This window comes from Gelidibacter japonicus (assembly GCF_010725055.1).
Lineage (GTDB): Bacteria > Bacteroidota > Bacteroidia > Flavobacteriales > Flavobacteriaceae > Gelidibacter > Gelidibacter japonicus.
The window spans coordinates 38,425-55,059 of sequence record NZ_BJKB01000012.1 but is presented as its reverse complement, the minus strand read 5'-3'; the positions used below and the strand labels follow the sequence as shown (position 1 = coordinate 55,059).

Below are 16,635 nucleotides of genomic sequence, written 5' to 3'. Positions count from 1 at the left end.
GGATTTAGCACGCTGTTGGTATAGAAGTTTTCACCTGAAGTCCACTTTTATTTCTGCCAATTGGGCGCCAAACAGACATTAAAAGTGATAAAACGCATTTTCATAATGCGTCAGTTCCTCTTTTGTTTTATTTTTTAAAACAGCAATAATATCAAACCTAGACTCTAAATCAATATTATTTTCAATGATAAAAGCATCCATCGCTTTGACCAATAATTTGATTTTACTTGGCGTCACAAAATCCTGGGGATCACCAAAAAAATCGGAATTCCGGGTTTTGACCTCCACACAAATCATCATATTATTATGCTTCGCTATAATATCAATTTCAGCTTTTTGATAAAAATAGTTTTTGCGCACAATCTCGTAACCCTTCGACAAAAGGTAATCCTCGGCAATTTTCTCGCCTATTTTTCCAAGTTCGTTGTGGTATGCCATGACGCAGATTTCAGTCGCAGTTTTCAGTCTTCAGTTGATTCCTCTGACCATCACTAAAGTAAAACCACTCATTAAAAATTATCAATTTAATACTTCTTTACCAAAAGTCCAATAGAACCACAACGCATCATCGCTTTAATATCATTTTTCACTTTCTGTAGGCAACTCTGAACTTTTAATATAGAATGGCACACTCCTCATGTCACAAAAGAAAATACACTGAATTAAAAAATAGGACATTTGGCCTTCTCATTTTATTTTTTTAGCGAAATTTGCAAGATAGTTTAAAGTCGGAATAAGCTTGGTTTCATCATATTATTGATTGGACAGGCTATTTTAATTTTCAAAATCTTTAAATAGATTCACCACTTCCAATGTACAAGATAAAGAGACTATATGTAGCTTTTTTACAATTCAAAAGAGCATTTATAAATTATCCATATAGAAAATTCAATTTTGTGGAAATCCTTTTATTTTGGATCAACGAGCGTCTGACCCGCTCACAATTTCTGATTCTATCCGGAATTTTAGTTGGGCTAACCGCTGGTTTGGCCGGTGTTCTTCTCAAGATCATTGTGCACCACATTCAGCTTTTCATTAATAATGAAATACCATTTGAAGAGCGACTCTTTATTTATGCCATCTTTCCACTGGTTGGTATCACTTTAACAGCTTTGGTGGTCAAGTACTTTTTTAAAGGAGATGAAGACAAGGAGCTTTCCTTTGTTTTAAAAGATATATCGCAAAACCAGAGTAAAATCAAATCCAACAAAATGTATTCACAAATTGTACAAAGTGGGATTACAGTTGGTTTTGGAGGTTCAGTAGGACTGGAAACACCTATTGCCGTAACAGGTTCTGCAATTGGATCCAACTATGCACAACGTTACAGACTTGATTTTAAAGAGCGTACTCTACTGCTCGCATCAGGAGCTGCTGCCGGAATTGCTGCGGCATTTAACGCACCAATTGCAGGTATCATGTTTGCTTTTGAAATTCTTCTTACCGGATTGGTATTTACTGATTTTATTCCGCTAGTCATTGCCGCCATTTGTGGGAGCTTACTTTCTACCATCATTTTAAATGAAGATGTGTTGTTCAATCTTCGCGCTCGTGAGGCCTTCAATTATCTCAACATTTTTTATTATATCGTCTTAGGTGTATTGACCGGTTTTTACGCACGCTATTTTTTAATGGTCGGACAAAAAGTACATCATTTTTTTGAACGATTTAAAAAACGTATCCTACTAAAAGCCCTTGTTGGAGGTGGACTATTATCGCTCTTATGTGTTGCATTCCCACCACTTTTTGGTGAGGGCTACCTCAATATCAAAATATTGCATCAAGGCAATGTCGAACAATTAATTCATGAAAGCTTATTTCGCTATTTGGGAAACTCACAACTCATCATCCTCATTTTTCTTGCATTGGCCACTCTTTTAAAAGCTTTTGCAACGAGTATTACATTAAGCTCGGGTGGAAATGGCGGTAATTTTGCACCCTCATTGGTAGCAGGAGGCCTTTTAGGATACGTGTTTGGCCTTTCGTTGGAAATGTTAGGGGTTCAAGACGTTCCAACCACAAATTTGATGTTGGTTGGAATGGCGGGGGTGTTGTCTGGAGCTTTATACGCCCCTTTAACCGCAATTTTTCTGATTGCAGAAACTAGCGGAGGTTACGATTTATTTATTCCACTAATGACCGTTTCCGTAATTGCGTATGTGATCAATCGGTTTTTTTCACCCATCAATCCGGTGTTCAATAAACTAGCAGAGGAAGGGAAAATTTTCACAACACGTCAAGATCAAAATATCCTTTCCCAAATTCCATTAAAAGATTGCATCAATCCGGCTTCGTTGGTACTCAGCACAAAAGAAAGCATGGATGAAGTCATGCAAAAATTTAGAAATAGCGACCAGAACAGTATGGCTGTTATTGATAGCAACAATCAGTTTTTGGGAATTTTAAATCGAGAGCATTTGCGCCCTTATCTTTTAGGAAAAAAGTCCACTTCCGAAACAAGTGTAGGCAAGCTCGCCATAAAACCTTCATTTATCATCAATCCATCGGATTCCGTCATGAAAGTCACTAAAATGTTTGATGAGGCCGACGTTTGGCAACTTCCATTATTGGACGAAAACAAGCAGTTTTTAGGTTTTATAAGTCGCTCAAAAATCTTAACCAATTACCGCGCTCTGTTACGAGATTATTCGGAGTGATTTTTGTTAGTTGTCAAAAACAATTACCGATTCATTTTTAGTCACCTTCAGCTCAATATTTCGACCAAAGATCATTGCCCTGTTATCATCTTCATGTCCTGCTGGCATTTTAAACGCAATTGGAAAATCATATTCAGATAATGCATCTAAAATCAATTGTTCAACAGAGCTTCCCCAAGGGGTGGTGTTTTCTCTCATTTTCGAAAAATCGCCTACAATCACACCTTTGCAATTGTCAAAATAGCCTGCACGCTTCAAACTTTGCAACATTCTATCGATATGGTAAGCATACTCTCCAATTTCTTCAATAAATAGGATCTTTCCTGAGACGTCAATACTGGTTTTAGAACCCAACATGGTATGCAATAAGGTCAAATTACCACCAACCAATTGACCAGAGGCCGTTCCTACCTTGTTATATTCTGATCCATCCAAAGTATAAGTTAAAGGCTTTCCAAAAATAGCATCTTTAAAGGTAGCCACTGTTTCTTCCATATTTTTGAGGTCCTTGGTGATACCTGCGGCCATGATGGCATGTACGGATTCAAACCCTTCATTGTGCAATTGGCTATGTAATGCTGTGATATCAGAGTAGCCTATCACCCATTTTGGTTTCTTTTTATATTTGGTATAATCTAGTTTATCCAAGATCCTTACCGTTCCGTAACCGCCACGCGCCGCCCAAATAGCACTAATGGTAGGATCGTCCATTGCCTGTTGAAAATCGGCACAACGCTCGGCATCGGTCCCAGCAAAATGATTGCTATCAGAATACAAGTGCGTTCCCAAAACGGTATGCAAGCCCCAGCTCGCCAACAAATCCTGTGCATTTTGGATCTCTGCGTTTCTGTTTTTAAGAACACCAGAGGGTGCCACAATAGCAACCGTGTCTCCCGCTTTTAAATATGGAGGACGCACAAGCGTTTGCTCTTTCATGGGTGTTGATTTTTCTTGTGCCGAGAAGTCTTGAATTCCTAAAATCAAAACAAGGCAACTTAATACGAGGGTAAATGATATTTTCGACATAATGTAAAAATACATTTTTTTTCCAAATCGAGGTCAAAATGTGTACTTTTGTGGCTTCTAAAAACAAGGCGTCATTGCGAGTGAATTGAAGCCATCTGTCTGTTCAAAAACAGAAGGTTGCTGTTTCGCCTTTTTTCTTGCATTAAAACAAAATTAAATTACTAGTTGATGAATCAACCTAAAAGATATACCATTACCGCAGCATTGCCCTACACTAACGGGGCTATCCATATTGGTCATTTGGCCGGAGTTTATGTGCCTGCCGATATTTATGCCCGATACTTAAGACTCATCGGAAAAGACGTCATCTTTATCTGCGGAAGTGATGAACACGGCGTACCCATTACCATAAAAGCAAAAAAGGAAGGCGTGACGCCACAGGACATTGTTGATAAATACCACGCCATTATCAAAACTTCTTTTGAAGATTTCGGGATCAGTTTTGACAACTATTCACGTACCACGGCTAAAGTCCATCATGAAACCGCTCAAGAATTCTTTAAAACCTTATATGATAAAGGCGAATTTATTGAAGAAATCACCGAGCAACTCTACGATGAAGAAGCTGACCAATTTTTAGCCGACCGTTTTGTTACAGGAACTTGTCCAAAATGTGGCAATGAGGAAGCCTACGGCGACCAATGTGAAAAATGTGGAAGCAGCTTAAATGCTACGGATTTGATCAATCCAAAATCGGCCATAAGCGGTAACGTGCCTACGTTAAAAGAAACCAAGCATTGGTTTTTACCCTTAGACAAGCACGAGGCATTTTTGAGAGAATGGATTTTAAAAGGCCATAAAAAGGACTGGAAACCCAATGTTTACGGACAAGTAAAATCATGGATTGACGATGGCCTACGTCCAAGAGCGGTGACCAGAGATTTAGATTGGGGGATTCCCGTGCCTCTTGAGGGTGCCGATGGTAAAGTCTTATATGTTTGGTTTGATGCGCCTATTGGTTACATCTCCTCCACCAAAGAATGGGCCGAGCGTGTTGGAAAGGATTGGGAACCCTATTGGAAAGATAAAGACACCAAATTGGTACATTTTATAGGAAAAGATAATATTGTTTTTCACTGTATCATTTTCCCAGCGATGTTGAAAGCAGAAGGTTCTTATATTTTACCGGACAACGTCCCGGCGAATGAATTTCTGAATTTAGAAGGTAATAAACTATCCACTTCAAAAAATTGGGCGGTCTGGCTGCCAGAATATTTGGAAGATTTTCCGAATCAACAAGATGTCTTGCGCTATGCCCTGACTGCGAATGCACCAGAAACTAAGGACAACGATTTTACATGGAAAGATTTTCAGGCAAGAAACAATAATGAATTGGTGGCCATTTTCGGTAATTTCATCAACCGTGTCGTGGTACTGACCGATAAGTATTATGATGGCGTTACCCCTGAGCCATCAGAATTCAGTGCTGTTGATCAAGAAACCTTGGCAGCGTTAAAAGCCTATCCAGATGTGATAGCGAGCTCCATTGAACGTTACCGATTTAGGGAAGCAAGTCAGGAACTCATCAATTTGGCCAGATTGGGCAATAAATATTTGGCAGATGAAGAGCCTTGGAAATTGGTTAAAACTGACGAAGCACGTACCAAAACCATCATGTTTGTGGCGCTTCAAATAGCATCGGCCTTGGCAACATTGAGTGAGCCGTTTTTGCCTTTTACGGCGAACAAATTGAAAACCATTCTAAACATCACTTCTGGCGATGTCGAAAATTCATGGACTGATATTTCCTCCAAGAATGTATTGCTTCCTTCAGGACATAAAATAGGGAAAGCAGAACTCTTATTTTCAAAAATTGAAGATGAGGCCATTCAAGCTCAATTGGATAAACTTATTGCTAGCAAGTTATCAAATGAAGCCGCCAATAAAAAAGTAGAGCCACAAAAAGAAACCATCAGTTATGAAGATTTTTCAAAATTGGATATGCGAGTAGGGACCATTTTGGAAGCCGAAAAGATGCCAAAAGCCAATAAGTTATTGGTTTTGAAAATCGATACTGGTATTGATGTACGAACGATTGTTTCTGGAATAGCTGAGAGCTTTACCCCTGAAGAAATCATTGGAAAACGCGTCACCGTGCTGGTCAATTTAGCACCCAGAACTTTAAGAGGCGTTGAAAGTCAGGGCATGATATTGATGACTGAATCTGAAGACGGAAAGCTGGTTTTTGTGAATCCTGATACATCCACAGAAGCTAAAGTACCTAACGGATTGCAGATTAGCTAAATTCACCGTTTTGAGCAAAACAGTTCTTTTATTTTGTATATAGCTTAAAACAGTTCCTTAACTTTGATAATCAAACAATTAAATACGTTCATCATGAAATATATTTTAAGCTTATCATTCCTGGCCTGTATTCTGCTATTTAACTGTAAATCTCAAGTAACACCACAAAAGCCCTCCACTACTGATGAAGTCTCTTTTATTGGCACGAAATGGGTATTGACCAAACTCAATGGAGACGTCCTGAATCTCTCCAATACAGAATTGGAACAACCGTTTATAAGACTTACTGCAAAGGATAATGGTGTTGGGGGCAATGGCGGTTGTAATACCTTTGGGGGCACATTTACCTTAAAAGATGATCAACAAATAGAATTCTCCCAAATGATGGCCACCATGAGATATTGTGAAGGAAGCAGCATCGAAAACGTTTTTATGGGCAATTTGCAAAAGACCAGAAGTTATATTTTAACTGATGGCGAATTGACCTTTAAGGACGAAAATGGCTATGTGTTGGCATCATTCGAGCCTTCTACAGAAAAAGTCACCAATTAACCAGCCTGTTAAAACTTACTTAAATCATTTCCCTTTTTATCAAATTTCAATAGATTAACCCATATTAAAAACACTAAAAATGAAAACCACTATTATCAATTCCCTATGTATTGCCCTTGTTTTATTTGTTACAAGCTGTAATTCCGGAAAGAAAAAAGAAACACAAACTATCGAGGAGCCTCAAATAGAAGAAGTGGACATGGGGCTCACGGGAGACAACAGCATGACTTCTTTAGATTGGGATGGCGTATATGAAGGCGAACTACCTTGTGCCGATTGTGAGGGGATCAAAACCGTAGTTACAATTAACAGTGATAACACCTATCTCATCCAAGAAACCTATTTAGGAAAGGAAACGACGCCAATTGAAACCAAAGGCACCTTTGAATGGGATGACCAAGGACAAAGAATCCTACTATCCAATGACAGAAATCCGTTTTTTGTTGGTGAAAATACGTTGACCTTATTGGACAGTGATGGCAACAAGAACACTGGAGACTTACAAGAACTCTACGTTTTGAGAAAAGTGATGGATTAATTTTAGGGAAACAATATTTTAATAAGGCTGCTCTTTTAGGATAGAGATAATGCTCATGCAGGTCGTGCGTGATAGTCTTTATGAGGTTCCTTGTACATATGATGACAGCACCTTGTTGTCTTTGATAAAAAACGTGAAAAATCAGTAGCGTTTAGACCATCGAACTGAATTTTAGTTTATTTTAGACAGCTAAAACTCAGAGCTAATCGATTGATGTACACGCCTTACGCACGCTTATCAAAATATTTGTCCTTAGCAGCAATGATCCTTATCACCCTTGTTGCCATTTACAATAAAAACATTACTGTATTCTATATTATCTACTTGTTTTGGTGGGATGAATTTGTAAAGACAGTGTTTTATAGATTACGGTATCACTTCAAAAAAAACCTATTCCAAAACCCAGTTCAAGTTCTTAATGGAATAAAGGCGAGATTGTTTTTCCTTTTTATTTATATCGTTTTTATCATTGTGATTTTTGGATTGGTAATCAATTGGAAAGATCATGACTTAATTATCATGAATTTAGAAGTGCTCTTCTTTAAAAACACTTTCTTTAATATTACTTTGCTTACTTTTTTATTAAGAGAAATTGCTATTTATCAAATTGGTTCTGATCAAATTACTTTCAATACATCATTATCAAAAGGAGTTATCACCTTGCACATATCCATAGTTCTCGGAATATTGCTTTGGTTTTTAGTTTCAAAAAAATTCATTTTATTTACAGACCATGCCGTTATTTTTTCTATAATTCCATTCCTATTATTGAAAATATTTTTTGAAGTGATGGAAATTAAAGAAAACACCTCTGAATCTTCATCACACTTTTGAATGGTTACATGGCCGTTTTAAGAATGCCTTGGCTCCAGTATCCTTTACTTTCAATGTTTCCCGATTTATTATAGTAAACGCCCAGTCCCTGTCTTGTAACATTTAATAAATTGCCATAATACGTGGTCATTAGAGATTTATAATAGAGTATCCCCTGACCACTAAATTCACTGTTTCTAATATTTCCAATATAAACATCTCCAGAAACCCAAGTGTAGGCTCCTACATGATTAAACTGTCCATTGGTGAAAAAACCCACATATTTATCATTATTTGAGAATTGGTAATACCCAAATCCGTTCTGGCAATCGCCAATACAATTTCCCACCGCTCGTTTATTGATATAATCTTGGTTCAGCAGGTTGCGCGTTTGTTTTCCGTTCTCATAATACCCCGCTTGAAGCACTTGAGTCCCATTTTTTATATAGCCGTAGCCATGAAGTTGGCCTTCTTTCCACTGGCCAATATAATAGCTTTGATCACTATTCCACGTGTACATTCCGAAACCATCCCGTTGTCCATTCCGGAATTCGCCTTGGTAATATCCAGTTTCATCGTTATAGACTTCTTTGCCATAACCATTGACTTTCCCGCCTGAGAAAAACCCTGTAAGTGTGGAGTGTTGGGTTTTAAGTTCTCCGAAACCTTCAGTGCAATTTCCCGAGACACAGCTTGTACTCGAATCTGTGGATGAAACGGAATTTTGATTATCAGAAGATGCGTTTGCATTGGTTTCTCTAACATCCGTATCTACTTTAGGATCAAAAATATGACCAGAATAAATTTGATTACTTTTCATATTATAATACTCTGGCAAAACATATTTGGGTTCGCCATTTGCATACGCGAGATATCCAAAATCACCAAGTCTTTTAAAATCGGTTTTCGAGATGTCTTTGACCCAAAGACCTTTAAAAATGACTGCAACCGTATTAGAGTTGGCATTAATATAATAATATAGTTGGTCATTATTTTCAGGTAGGATTTCACCGGACACAAAAGTTTTTCCCCGGATATCTTTAAACAAATAAGTTTTTTCCTTCAGTGTTTGGGCATCTTTGGTATAAACAAATAGTCCACCAGTCATAAGTGAGGCCATCTTTTCTTCTGATTTTGGCAAAACTCCCTGTCCTTTGTCAAAAATAAAATACTCATCTTTTGCGTTTAAAAACATTAATACCTCATTGTTTTTTAACAACAGCTCCATTTTAATAGTAGTGCCTTCTGCCAAGGTTTTGTCATAAACATTTTTGGCTAGATAATAGGTTTTGGTCAAATCATCATAAAACAACATATCATTGGTAGATTTCAATGGTGTTTCTAACCAGGTTGAAAAATACTGGCCATTTCTTCTAACTTGAGGTATTATTGAACCGTCATATGACTTTATCATAGCTACAGTGTAGTTCTGTGGCTTGTTTGCATCAGAATAGTAAACAATCGTATAACTAAAAGTATCCGTTAAGGTTCCGCCGTTGATATGCTTATCCTCAACACTGTTACCTTTTGCATCTAATTTTGATTCAACTATTAGTGGGATGTCACTATACTGGTCTTTGACGAGTACTAATCGGCCATCGATATAATGGTTTTCGTTTTTGTAGGGTTCTTTGCCTGCTTCTGTGATCTCCTTAAAAACCTGGATTGCATTCCCCACCTTTTTATAAGTGTAGGTCGTCGTTTTTTTGAGCACATCTGACACATATTTCTCTTCCTTAATGACCCGATCTTGAGCATCATAGACATACTTTGTTAAATTATTTACAGCTGGCGTCTTATAACCTGCAACCCTAGTTTCAGTAGAGGTTAACAATAAGCCTCGGTCATTGTAGGTATAGTCATAACCATTTCGGTAGGTTATAAGTCCCTGATCATTTACTTTAAATGGATTGAAATTGCCGTCACGAGTTAATTTTCCATTCTCATAGATATAGATATTATCACCTCCAATATCTGATTTGGAAATAAGAAATCCCTCTTTATTAAAATAATACTGGGAATTGAAACGATACACATCACCTTTTAAATTAAAATGCTCCAATTTGAATTTAAAAACGATGGGGTTTTCAGGTGCATTTGCCAAATCTACTTTTTGGGCAAATCCCGTTGTTATTAAACAAACAAAGGTCATAAATAGTAACTTTCTCATAAGATCTACATTTTAGTTCTTAATTCATCATTGTCCCAAATACCTGCTTGTTCCGTTCCATCGGCGAATTGGTAAACACCCTGTCCGTGTCGAAGTCCCCTTTCCCAAAAACCCACATATCTATCGCCATTAGGGAACATTAATATTCCTGAGCCCTGAAATTTTTTCCCATTTGCAAAAGCACCTATATAACTATGGCCACTTGAAAGCTTCAGAATCCCTTCTATAGACTGTCCGTTTTTAAAGAAACCTTCGAAAGAATCGCCATTTTCAAATAATATGCTGCCAAATCCATTTTCGCAATCTCCTGTGATGCATCGTACAGAGCCTTGGTTCTTGGCATTACTATATTTTGTTTTGATACTGCCATTTTCAACTTCAGCGATGGTTATTTCTCCGGAATTGTTATAATAGTAGTTACCTGAAATTTTTCCCTCCATAAAGTTGACATACTCAAGCATTCGATTTTTAGAAAACTTGATGGTTTTAACAGGCTGACCAGAATTTGCAATAAGTAGAGTGGTTGTTTCTGGATCGTCGTTTTTGACAGAGAAGCTAAAACCATTAATTGCTGAATTAGAGAAAAAAGCTTTTATATATCGATCTCCTAACAGGTAAGTGCCATACCCATCCAAACAATTCCCGGCCACACATCCTATCTCTATAAAGTTATCGGCATTATTGTGGGCAGGATTATAATAGATGTTTATAAATCGTTTCCCTCCAAAATTATTTCCCAATTTTCTAAATGACGATTCCAAAAGATTGTTCTGTGAATCAAATGTCAAGGTATAGGTGTCCCAAGATTCTTTTACCAAATACCCATTACTATAGGTCTTTACTTCAGTAACCTCATCAGTGCGCGAATCCCCAAAATAGGAATTGCTTATTGTAACTTCGAGAATGGTATCTGAGGTATTGTTATAATGATACACACTTGATTTTGTTGGCTTTCCATTATTAAAGGACTCTTCTTGTATTAACCTATTCAATTTATCGTAAGAATAAGTATCCATTGAAATTGCCTTTTCATCTTTAAATTGCGTACGCTTTGAAAGAAATCCATTGGTGTGATATTCAAATTCATCAGAATATTTGTGTTGTGGATTCTCTTTATTGTCAAAATAAGACGCGATTAGCTGCTTTTTCTTATTGTATTTATAAGTTACAATAAAGATAATTTGGTTTTCTTTTCTATCTGTTTTAGAGGCAACGGTCCTATCATTATTATATAAGTAGGTGGTATAAGTACTTTTTAAAGGTTCTCTTTTATTAACATCAACGGACTGTTCTAATAGACCGTTTGGATTAAAGTGATATTGATCTCTCGTTAACAATGTTCCGTTGAACCCAAAAACCTCGCTGGATTTAAGGTCGCCTATCAATCTAAAATGATTTAAGGTATATGCTAATGGTATCGGGTTATTTGGTGCATTGATCCAATCTATTTTTTGTGGAAATACATTTGCACAAATAAAAAATAAAAAAAGAACAGTTAATTGTCTCATGGGTTTAGGGTTTTATTTTCTGATGGTTTCAACCAAAATATTTCAAAATAATGGTATTGCTTCGGTCTCTATAAAATTGCTCATCCTTTCCCTATCATTAACATAAATGGCTTTGGAAAATTGAAAGACAACTTAATGGGAGATTACAAACCACAGGGTTTTTATAGGATATTATTTCAATTTATATTCGGAAATCGTTCCGTCAGCGTACACCACTCTTCGAAATACAATTTCTTTTTTCCTGTTTATATCACGAGCAATCCAATTGCCCTTTTGGTCCATGGCATAACTACCAGAAAGACCATAATCATTGTATTTATATGCATTGCTTGTTGGTTTTCTGTTTCCAGAAGTACTAACAGATCTTTCCGTGACCTCAACGACAGTACTGTATATGAAATTATAAGTGTATGTTTCAACGGAAAACCCATAATCAGCTTCAATAAGACGATTCTTATCGTCATATTTAAAACTGTAGCTTGGCTTTATATCGTTTAGATCAGATGGCTCTAAATTATCTTTAGAATGTTCCCAAATCTTCGCAACATTGCCCTGATTATCATATTCGTAATATAAGACCCGATTGCCTGAGCTTCCTATGAGACTCGGATGTGAATACACCTTCCCGTCTGGGCTATAAACCACTGGTTTTTTAAAACTCCCATAGTTATCTTTCTTCTCCACATGGGTAATACGATCATTCTCATAATGATATTGAATCAGCTCATTGCTGAATTTGCTAATATATTTTAACAAACGCCCTTGACCATCAAAATAATAAGAAGCATCCCGACCACCATCCATAAAGTTCAGGTGTAGTTCTTTGACATCCTTCGTGCGTTCCACATCTCCAATTCCGTAATAAAGATAATTTGTGAGCACAGGGTAAGAGAATGACTCTAAATCTATTTTTCCTTGGGAGAACCCTGTCGTCAGTGATAAAAGCATCACCATCTGTAGTAATTTTTTCATAATTTCATGTTATTGACAACAAACATAGGTTTCAAACACATTCAACACCATACGACAAATGCCGTATATTTACTTATCAAAAACCAAAACACGATCTTGAAGTTCAAGCTCCTGAAGCGTCTCATCAAAAAGATAATCTTCAAAAGTCACCGTGAGTTGCGTCGTGGTATTCTTTAAACTTTTGACAATTAGCGCATCCTGTCCTTCGGTACTAAATTGGCCATATTCCTTTTCTAAAATCTTATAATAGGAGCCCATCAATCTATAGGTGCAACACCTGCTAAAAAACCCTGTATATTTGGTGTAAATGGTGATATTCTCTTTTTGATAAGCTACCTCATCTGCGATTATGGGATATTGGATTGCAGACATCAGGATCCCTCCCAAAATGCCACGAAACATAAAACCAAACGAAAAAATAACCACTCCCAAAGGGTAAAGCGCAAAATAAAACCGCCGCCATTTTAAGGTCTTGAAAAATCGAATCGCAATCAACAAACCTGAAATAACCACAATCATTTTTATCCAGAATAATAAGGATTGCTGAAATCCAATATCAAAAGCCCATTGCATCAATATATGATGTAGGACGAGCAGGAGTGCTAAAAAGTGGCTAAAAAAAAGAAGTTTCCTAAGCATACTCACAAATTTAAAAACTGTAATACTGTTTTCCTATACGGCATCTGTCGTATCTTTTTATCACATATTATCTAACTATATTTGCAATTCAATAAAATAAAAACCCAAGTCATGCAGCTGATCACCTATATCATTTCCCAAACAAAACTTCCAGAACTCTCCGTAAAAAACACGGTCGAACTATTAAACGAGGATGCCACCATCCCGTTCATTTCTCGATATCGAAAAGAACGTACTGGCAATTTGGATGAAGTACAGATTGGTGATATTGTAAAATTTAAAGAGCAATTTGAAGCTCTCGAAAAGCGTAAAACAGTCATTTTAAAAGCGATTGAAGAGCAAGAGGCCTTAACACCGGAACTAAAACAAAACATTGAAGCGGCCCAAGATTTGACTGCTCTTGAAGATTTATATCTGCCTTTCAAAAAAAGCAGAAAGACCAAGGCCGAAACGGCGCGACAAAATGGATTGGAACCTTTGGCTAAAATTATTATGAGCCAAAATGCTTCGGATTTGGCATCGATTGCTTTTAAATATATTAAAGGTGATATTGCTTCCGCAGATGAAGCTTTGGAAGGCGCACGCCATATTATTGCCGAATGGATCAACGAACGCACCGATATCCGAAACAACATCCGTCATCAGTTGGAGCGTTTTGCGATGATTTCAACAAAAGTTGTAAAATCGAAAGCTGAAAGCGAAGAGGCACAAAAATTCCGCGATTATTTTGATTGGGAAGAGTCACTGAGTCGAATACCATCGCATCGCTTGTTAGCTATTTTAAGAGCAGAAACCGAAGGCTTTATCAAATCCAAAATCACCATTGACGATGAGAAAGCGCTCGCGAAAATTGAAGATCGAGTCATTCGTTCCAATAATGAAAGTACTGAACAGATTCAAATCGCTATTCAGGATGCTTACAAAAGATTATTGCTGCCTTCACTTTCCAATGAAGCCCTTCAAAATGCCAAAACACAAGCCGATGAAGCTGCCATTTCCGTATTTGCAAAAAATTTAAAACAATTGCTTTTGGGATCGCCTTTAGGTGAAAAGCGCATCCTCGCCATCGATCCCGGATTCAGATCGGGTTGTAAAGTGGTATGCCTCGACGCCCAAGGTGGATTGCTTTACAACGAAACCATTTATCCGCATCCACCAAAAAACGATACACTTGGTGCGATGAAAAAAATCAGCTCTCTATCTGAAGCTTACGAAATTGAAGCCATTGCGATTGGAAACGGCACAGCATCAAGAGAAACCGAAGCTTTTATCCGAAAAATCAGATTTAAAAACGACATACAAGTTTTTGTAGTCAGTGAAGCTGGTGCCAGTATTTATTCGGCTTCAAAAATTGCCCGTGATGAATTTCCCAATTATGATGTAACGGTTAGAGGCGCGGTTTCTATCGGAAGACGATTGCAAGATCCCTTGGCCGAATTGGTCAAAATTGACGCCAAGTCCATCGGTGTTGGACAATATCAGCATGATGTGGATCAAACCAAACTAAAAAAGGAATTGGATGTGGTAGTGGAAAGTTGCGTGAATGCCGTTGGCGTAAATCTCAACACCGCAAGTGCCAGTTTGTTGAGTTATGTATCTGGCATCGGTCCTAAATTAGCGGAGAATATTGTCAATTACCGCGACGAACATGGCGCCTTTTCCTCAAGAAAAAATCTCCAAAAAGTACCGCGCTTAGGCGCCAAGGCTTTTGAACAGGGCGCTGGATTTTTAAGGGTGAAATCGGCCAAAAACCCATTGGATGATTCTGCAGTACATCCTGAGAGCTATGCGATAGTTGAAAGCATGGCAAAGGATTTAGGCAAAAAAGTATCTGATTTAATCGGCAACAAAACCGAACTTCAAAGACTGGATTTAAAGAAATACTGTACAGATACTGTCGGGTTGCCTACACTTCAGGACATCATCAAAGAGTTGGAAAAACCAGGATTGGACATTCGCGAGCAAGCCAAAGTGTTTACATTTAACCAAAATATCAAAACCATTAATGATTTAGAGGAAGGTCAATTATTACCGGGAATTGTCAACAACGTGACCAATTTTGGTGCTTTTGTAGATATTGGCATCAAAGAAAGTGGCTTGATCCACATATCCAACCTATCGGATAGTTTTGTTTCTGATGTGAATGCGCATGTTGCATTACACCAACAGGTCATCGTTAAGGTTTTGGATGTGGATATTCCGCGGAAGCGCATCCAACTAAAATTGCATAAATAGGATTTTACTGCAGCTCTTTGGCTACAAGATAGGTGGTGTATCCAATAAAAACCAATAAAAGAAGACCGGCTTCCCATCGGTCCAATGTTTTCTTTTTTCCAGTAAACATAGCCACGAACAAGAATAAAGTTCCGGCCAACAGTAGGTAAATATCGGTATTGAAAACGGAACTGAACGTAATTGGGCGCACCAATGAACTCACTGAAAGGATTAGGAAAATATTAAAGATATTGGAGCCGATTATATTCCCTATGGCAATATCACTATTTTTCTTCATGGCTGCGACTACGGAGGTCATCAATTCTGGCAACGAAGTCCCTGCGGCAATAATGGTCAATCCAATAATTTTTTCGCTCACGCCCAAATCGCTAGCGATGGTCACTGCGTTGTCCACGATCAATTTTCCACCAACAATTAACCCAATCAATCCCAAAACAATCAATCCCCAGATTTTGTAGTTGGATGCCGTCACAATCACAACACTTTGACTTGGATCGTCATTTTTCATCTGTTTATAGATATAAAACAAAAAGAGTAAAAACATTATAAGCAAGACGGTTCCATCAATTCTGGACAATCCGATATCAGAAAACAGATAACCATTGGCTAATACCAATAAGGCTAAAGCTGCCAAAAATGAAATCGGAATTTCCTTCCAAACCGTAGACGATTGAACGGCAATTGGAAAAATAAGTCCTACAATACCCAAGATCATGAACAGGTTAAAGTTATTGCTCCCAATAACATTTCCCAGCACAATATCAGAATGGTTCTCATAAGATGCTACTGTATTTACGACCAATTCAGGAGCGGAAGTTCCAAAGGCAACTATGGTCAATCCAATGGCCAAATCTGGGACTTTGTTCTTCTTGGCCAACAGCGTAGAACCACTGACCATCCAGTCTGCGCCCTTTATTAAAAGAACAAATCCTACAACAATAAGAAAACCAGCGAGCAACATAGCCTATATATTTTTTGTCAAAAGTAGACGATTAATTGATACGAAATATCGCATTGGAAATATTTTTATGAAAGATAAATAGTGTCGGAGAAAAGAAATTGGACGGTTGCGCTAAAAGAATCAAGACTTTAATTTTAAGTTTAAAACATTGACTACACATTATTTAAATCTCTATATAAAATCAAGAAGCACGAAATAAAATCTTTAGTGGGAATAGAACAGAAATGGAGGTCATTTTAAACTAAATATCAGAAAATCCATATTGGTCCAACATTTACCTAATCATTTTAATTTAAAGGCCATAAGAGTAGTAAAAAAAC

Annotated in this window: 13 protein-coding genes; 6 read left to right on the top strand and 7 right to left on the bottom strand. The window is 37.4% G+C overall.

Going from position 1 to position 16,635, the window contains the following annotated elements:
• Positions 1-78: 78 nt before the first annotated feature.
• Positions 79-438, bottom strand: a complete 360-nt coding sequence (locus tag G6N06_RS12895) for a YraN family protein (RefSeq protein WP_163517171.1) — start codon at positions 436-438, stop codon at positions 79-81.
• Between the two features lie 458 nt (positions 439-896).
• Between G6N06_RS12895 and G6N06_RS12890 the strand changes: the two genes are divergently transcribed.
• Positions 897-2,657 carry a chloride channel protein gene (locus tag G6N06_RS12890; RefSeq protein WP_240338062.1) on the top strand — a complete coding sequence of 587 codons (1,761 nt, stop codon included), beginning with the start codon at positions 897-899 and terminating at the stop codon, positions 2,655-2,657.
• A gap of 6 nt (positions 2,658-2,663) precedes the next feature.
• Here G6N06_RS12890 and G6N06_RS12885 read toward each other — a convergent pair whose 3' ends face one another.
• Positions 2,664-3,683 carry a S66 peptidase family protein gene (locus G6N06_RS12885; RefSeq protein ID WP_163517169.1) on the bottom strand — a complete coding sequence of 340 codons (1,020 nt, stop codon included), beginning with the start codon at positions 3,681-3,683 and terminating at the stop codon, positions 2,664-2,666.
• A gap of 168 nt (positions 3,684-3,851) precedes the next feature.
• Here G6N06_RS12885 and metG point away from each other — a divergent pair, with 168 nt between their 5' ends.
• The 4 genes from metG (at position 3,852) to G6N06_RS12865 (ending at position 7,851) form a co-directional block, all read left to right on the top strand.
• Positions 3,852-5,927 (top strand): methionine--tRNA ligase, encoded by a 2,076-nt coding sequence (metG, locus tag G6N06_RS12880; RefSeq protein WP_163517168.1) that lies wholly within the window; start codon positions 3,852-3,854, stop codon positions 5,925-5,927.
• 93 nt (positions 5,928-6,020) lie between these two features.
• A complete protein-coding gene (locus tag G6N06_RS12875; protein WP_163517167.1) occupies positions 6,021-6,479 on the top strand; it encodes an META domain-containing protein in 459 nt (152 codons plus the stop codon).
• Positions 6,480-6,558: 79 nt separating this feature from the next.
• The gene (locus G6N06_RS12870) at positions 6,559-7,017 is read left to right on the top strand and encodes a copper resistance protein NlpE (RefSeq protein WP_163517166.1); all 459 of its coding nucleotides are present in this window, start codon (positions 6,559-6,561) and stop codon (positions 7,015-7,017) included.
• Positions 7,018-7,227: 210 nt separating this feature from the next.
• Positions 7,228-7,851 (top strand): hypothetical protein, encoded by a 624-nt coding sequence (locus G6N06_RS12865; RefSeq protein WP_163517165.1) that lies wholly within the window; start codon positions 7,228-7,230, stop codon positions 7,849-7,851.
• A gap of 4 nt (positions 7,852-7,855) precedes the next feature.
• Here the strand turns inward: G6N06_RS12865 and G6N06_RS12860 are convergent, their stop codons facing one another.
• The 4 genes from G6N06_RS12860 to G6N06_RS12845 form a co-directional block, all read right to left on the bottom strand.
• Complete coding sequence (locus tag G6N06_RS12860; RefSeq protein ID WP_163517164.1) at positions 7,856-10,000, bottom strand: MORN repeat-containing protein; 2,145 nt, start codon at positions 9,998-10,000, stop codon at positions 7,856-7,858.
• Positions 10,001-10,005: 5 nt separating this feature from the next.
• Entirely contained in the window at positions 10,006-11,508 is a 1,503-nt protein-coding gene (locus tag G6N06_RS12855; protein WP_163517163.1) for an MORN repeat-containing protein, read from the bottom strand.
• Positions 11,509-11,679: 171 nt separating this feature from the next.
• Complete coding sequence (locus G6N06_RS12850) at positions 11,680-12,480, bottom strand: hypothetical protein (RefSeq protein WP_163517162.1); 801 nt, start codon at positions 12,478-12,480, stop codon at positions 11,680-11,682.
• A 69-nt stretch (positions 12,481-12,549) separates the two neighbouring features.
• Positions 12,550-13,119 (bottom strand): hypothetical protein, encoded by a 570-nt coding sequence (locus tag G6N06_RS12845; protein ID WP_163517161.1) that lies wholly within the window; start codon positions 13,117-13,119, stop codon positions 12,550-12,552.
• 111 nt (positions 13,120-13,230) lie between these two features.
• Between G6N06_RS12845 and G6N06_RS12840 the strand changes: the two genes are divergently transcribed.
• Positions 13,231-15,354, top strand: coding sequence for a Tex family protein (locus G6N06_RS12840; protein WP_163517160.1), 2,124 nt, complete (start codon positions 13,231-13,233; stop codon positions 15,352-15,354).
• A 4-nt stretch (positions 15,355-15,358) separates the two neighbouring features.
• On the opposite strand, the gene G6N06_RS12835 is transcribed toward G6N06_RS12840, so the two are convergent.
• Complete coding sequence (locus G6N06_RS12835; RefSeq protein ID WP_163517159.1) at positions 15,359-16,315, bottom strand: calcium/sodium antiporter; 957 nt, start codon at positions 16,313-16,315, stop codon at positions 15,359-15,361.
• Positions 16,316-16,635: the final 320 nt, after the last annotated feature.

Coding starts and splice junctions, on each gene's coding strand:
- metG (WP_163517168.1), top strand. CDS start 3,852: ATGAATCAACCTAAAAGATATACCATTACCGCAGCATTGCCCTACACT.
- G6N06_RS12885 (WP_163517169.1), bottom strand. CDS start 3,683: ATGTCGAAAATATCATTTACCCTCGTATTAAGTTGCCTTGTTTTGATT.
- G6N06_RS12855 (WP_163517163.1), bottom strand. CDS start 11,508: ATGAGACAATTAACTGTTCTTTTTTTATTTTTTATTTGTGCAAATGTA.
- G6N06_RS12860 (WP_163517164.1), bottom strand. CDS start 10,000: ATGAGAAAGTTACTATTTATGACCTTTGTTTGTTTAATAACAACGGGA.
- G6N06_RS12870 (WP_163517166.1), top strand. CDS start 6,559: ATGAAAACCACTATTATCAATTCCCTATGTATTGCCCTTGTTTTATTT.
- G6N06_RS12845 (WP_163517161.1), bottom strand. CDS start 13,119: ATGCTTAGGAAACTTCTTTTTTTTAGCCACTTTTTAGCACTCCTGCTC.
- G6N06_RS12875 (WP_163517167.1), top strand. CDS start 6,021: ATGAAATATATTTTAAGCTTATCATTCCTGGCCTGTATTCTGCTATTT.
- G6N06_RS12835 (WP_163517159.1), bottom strand. CDS start 16,315: ATGTTGCTCGCTGGTTTTCTTATTGTTGTAGGATTTGTTCTTTTAATA.
- G6N06_RS12895 (WP_163517171.1), bottom strand. CDS start 438: ATGGCATACCACAACGAACTTGGAAAAATAGGCGAGAAAATTGCCGAG.
- G6N06_RS12840 (WP_163517160.1), top strand. CDS start 13,231: ATGCAGCTGATCACCTATATCATTTCCCAAACAAAACTTCCAGAACTC.
- G6N06_RS12850 (WP_163517162.1), bottom strand. CDS start 12,480: ATGAAAAAATTACTACAGATGGTGATGCTTTTATCACTGACGACAGGG.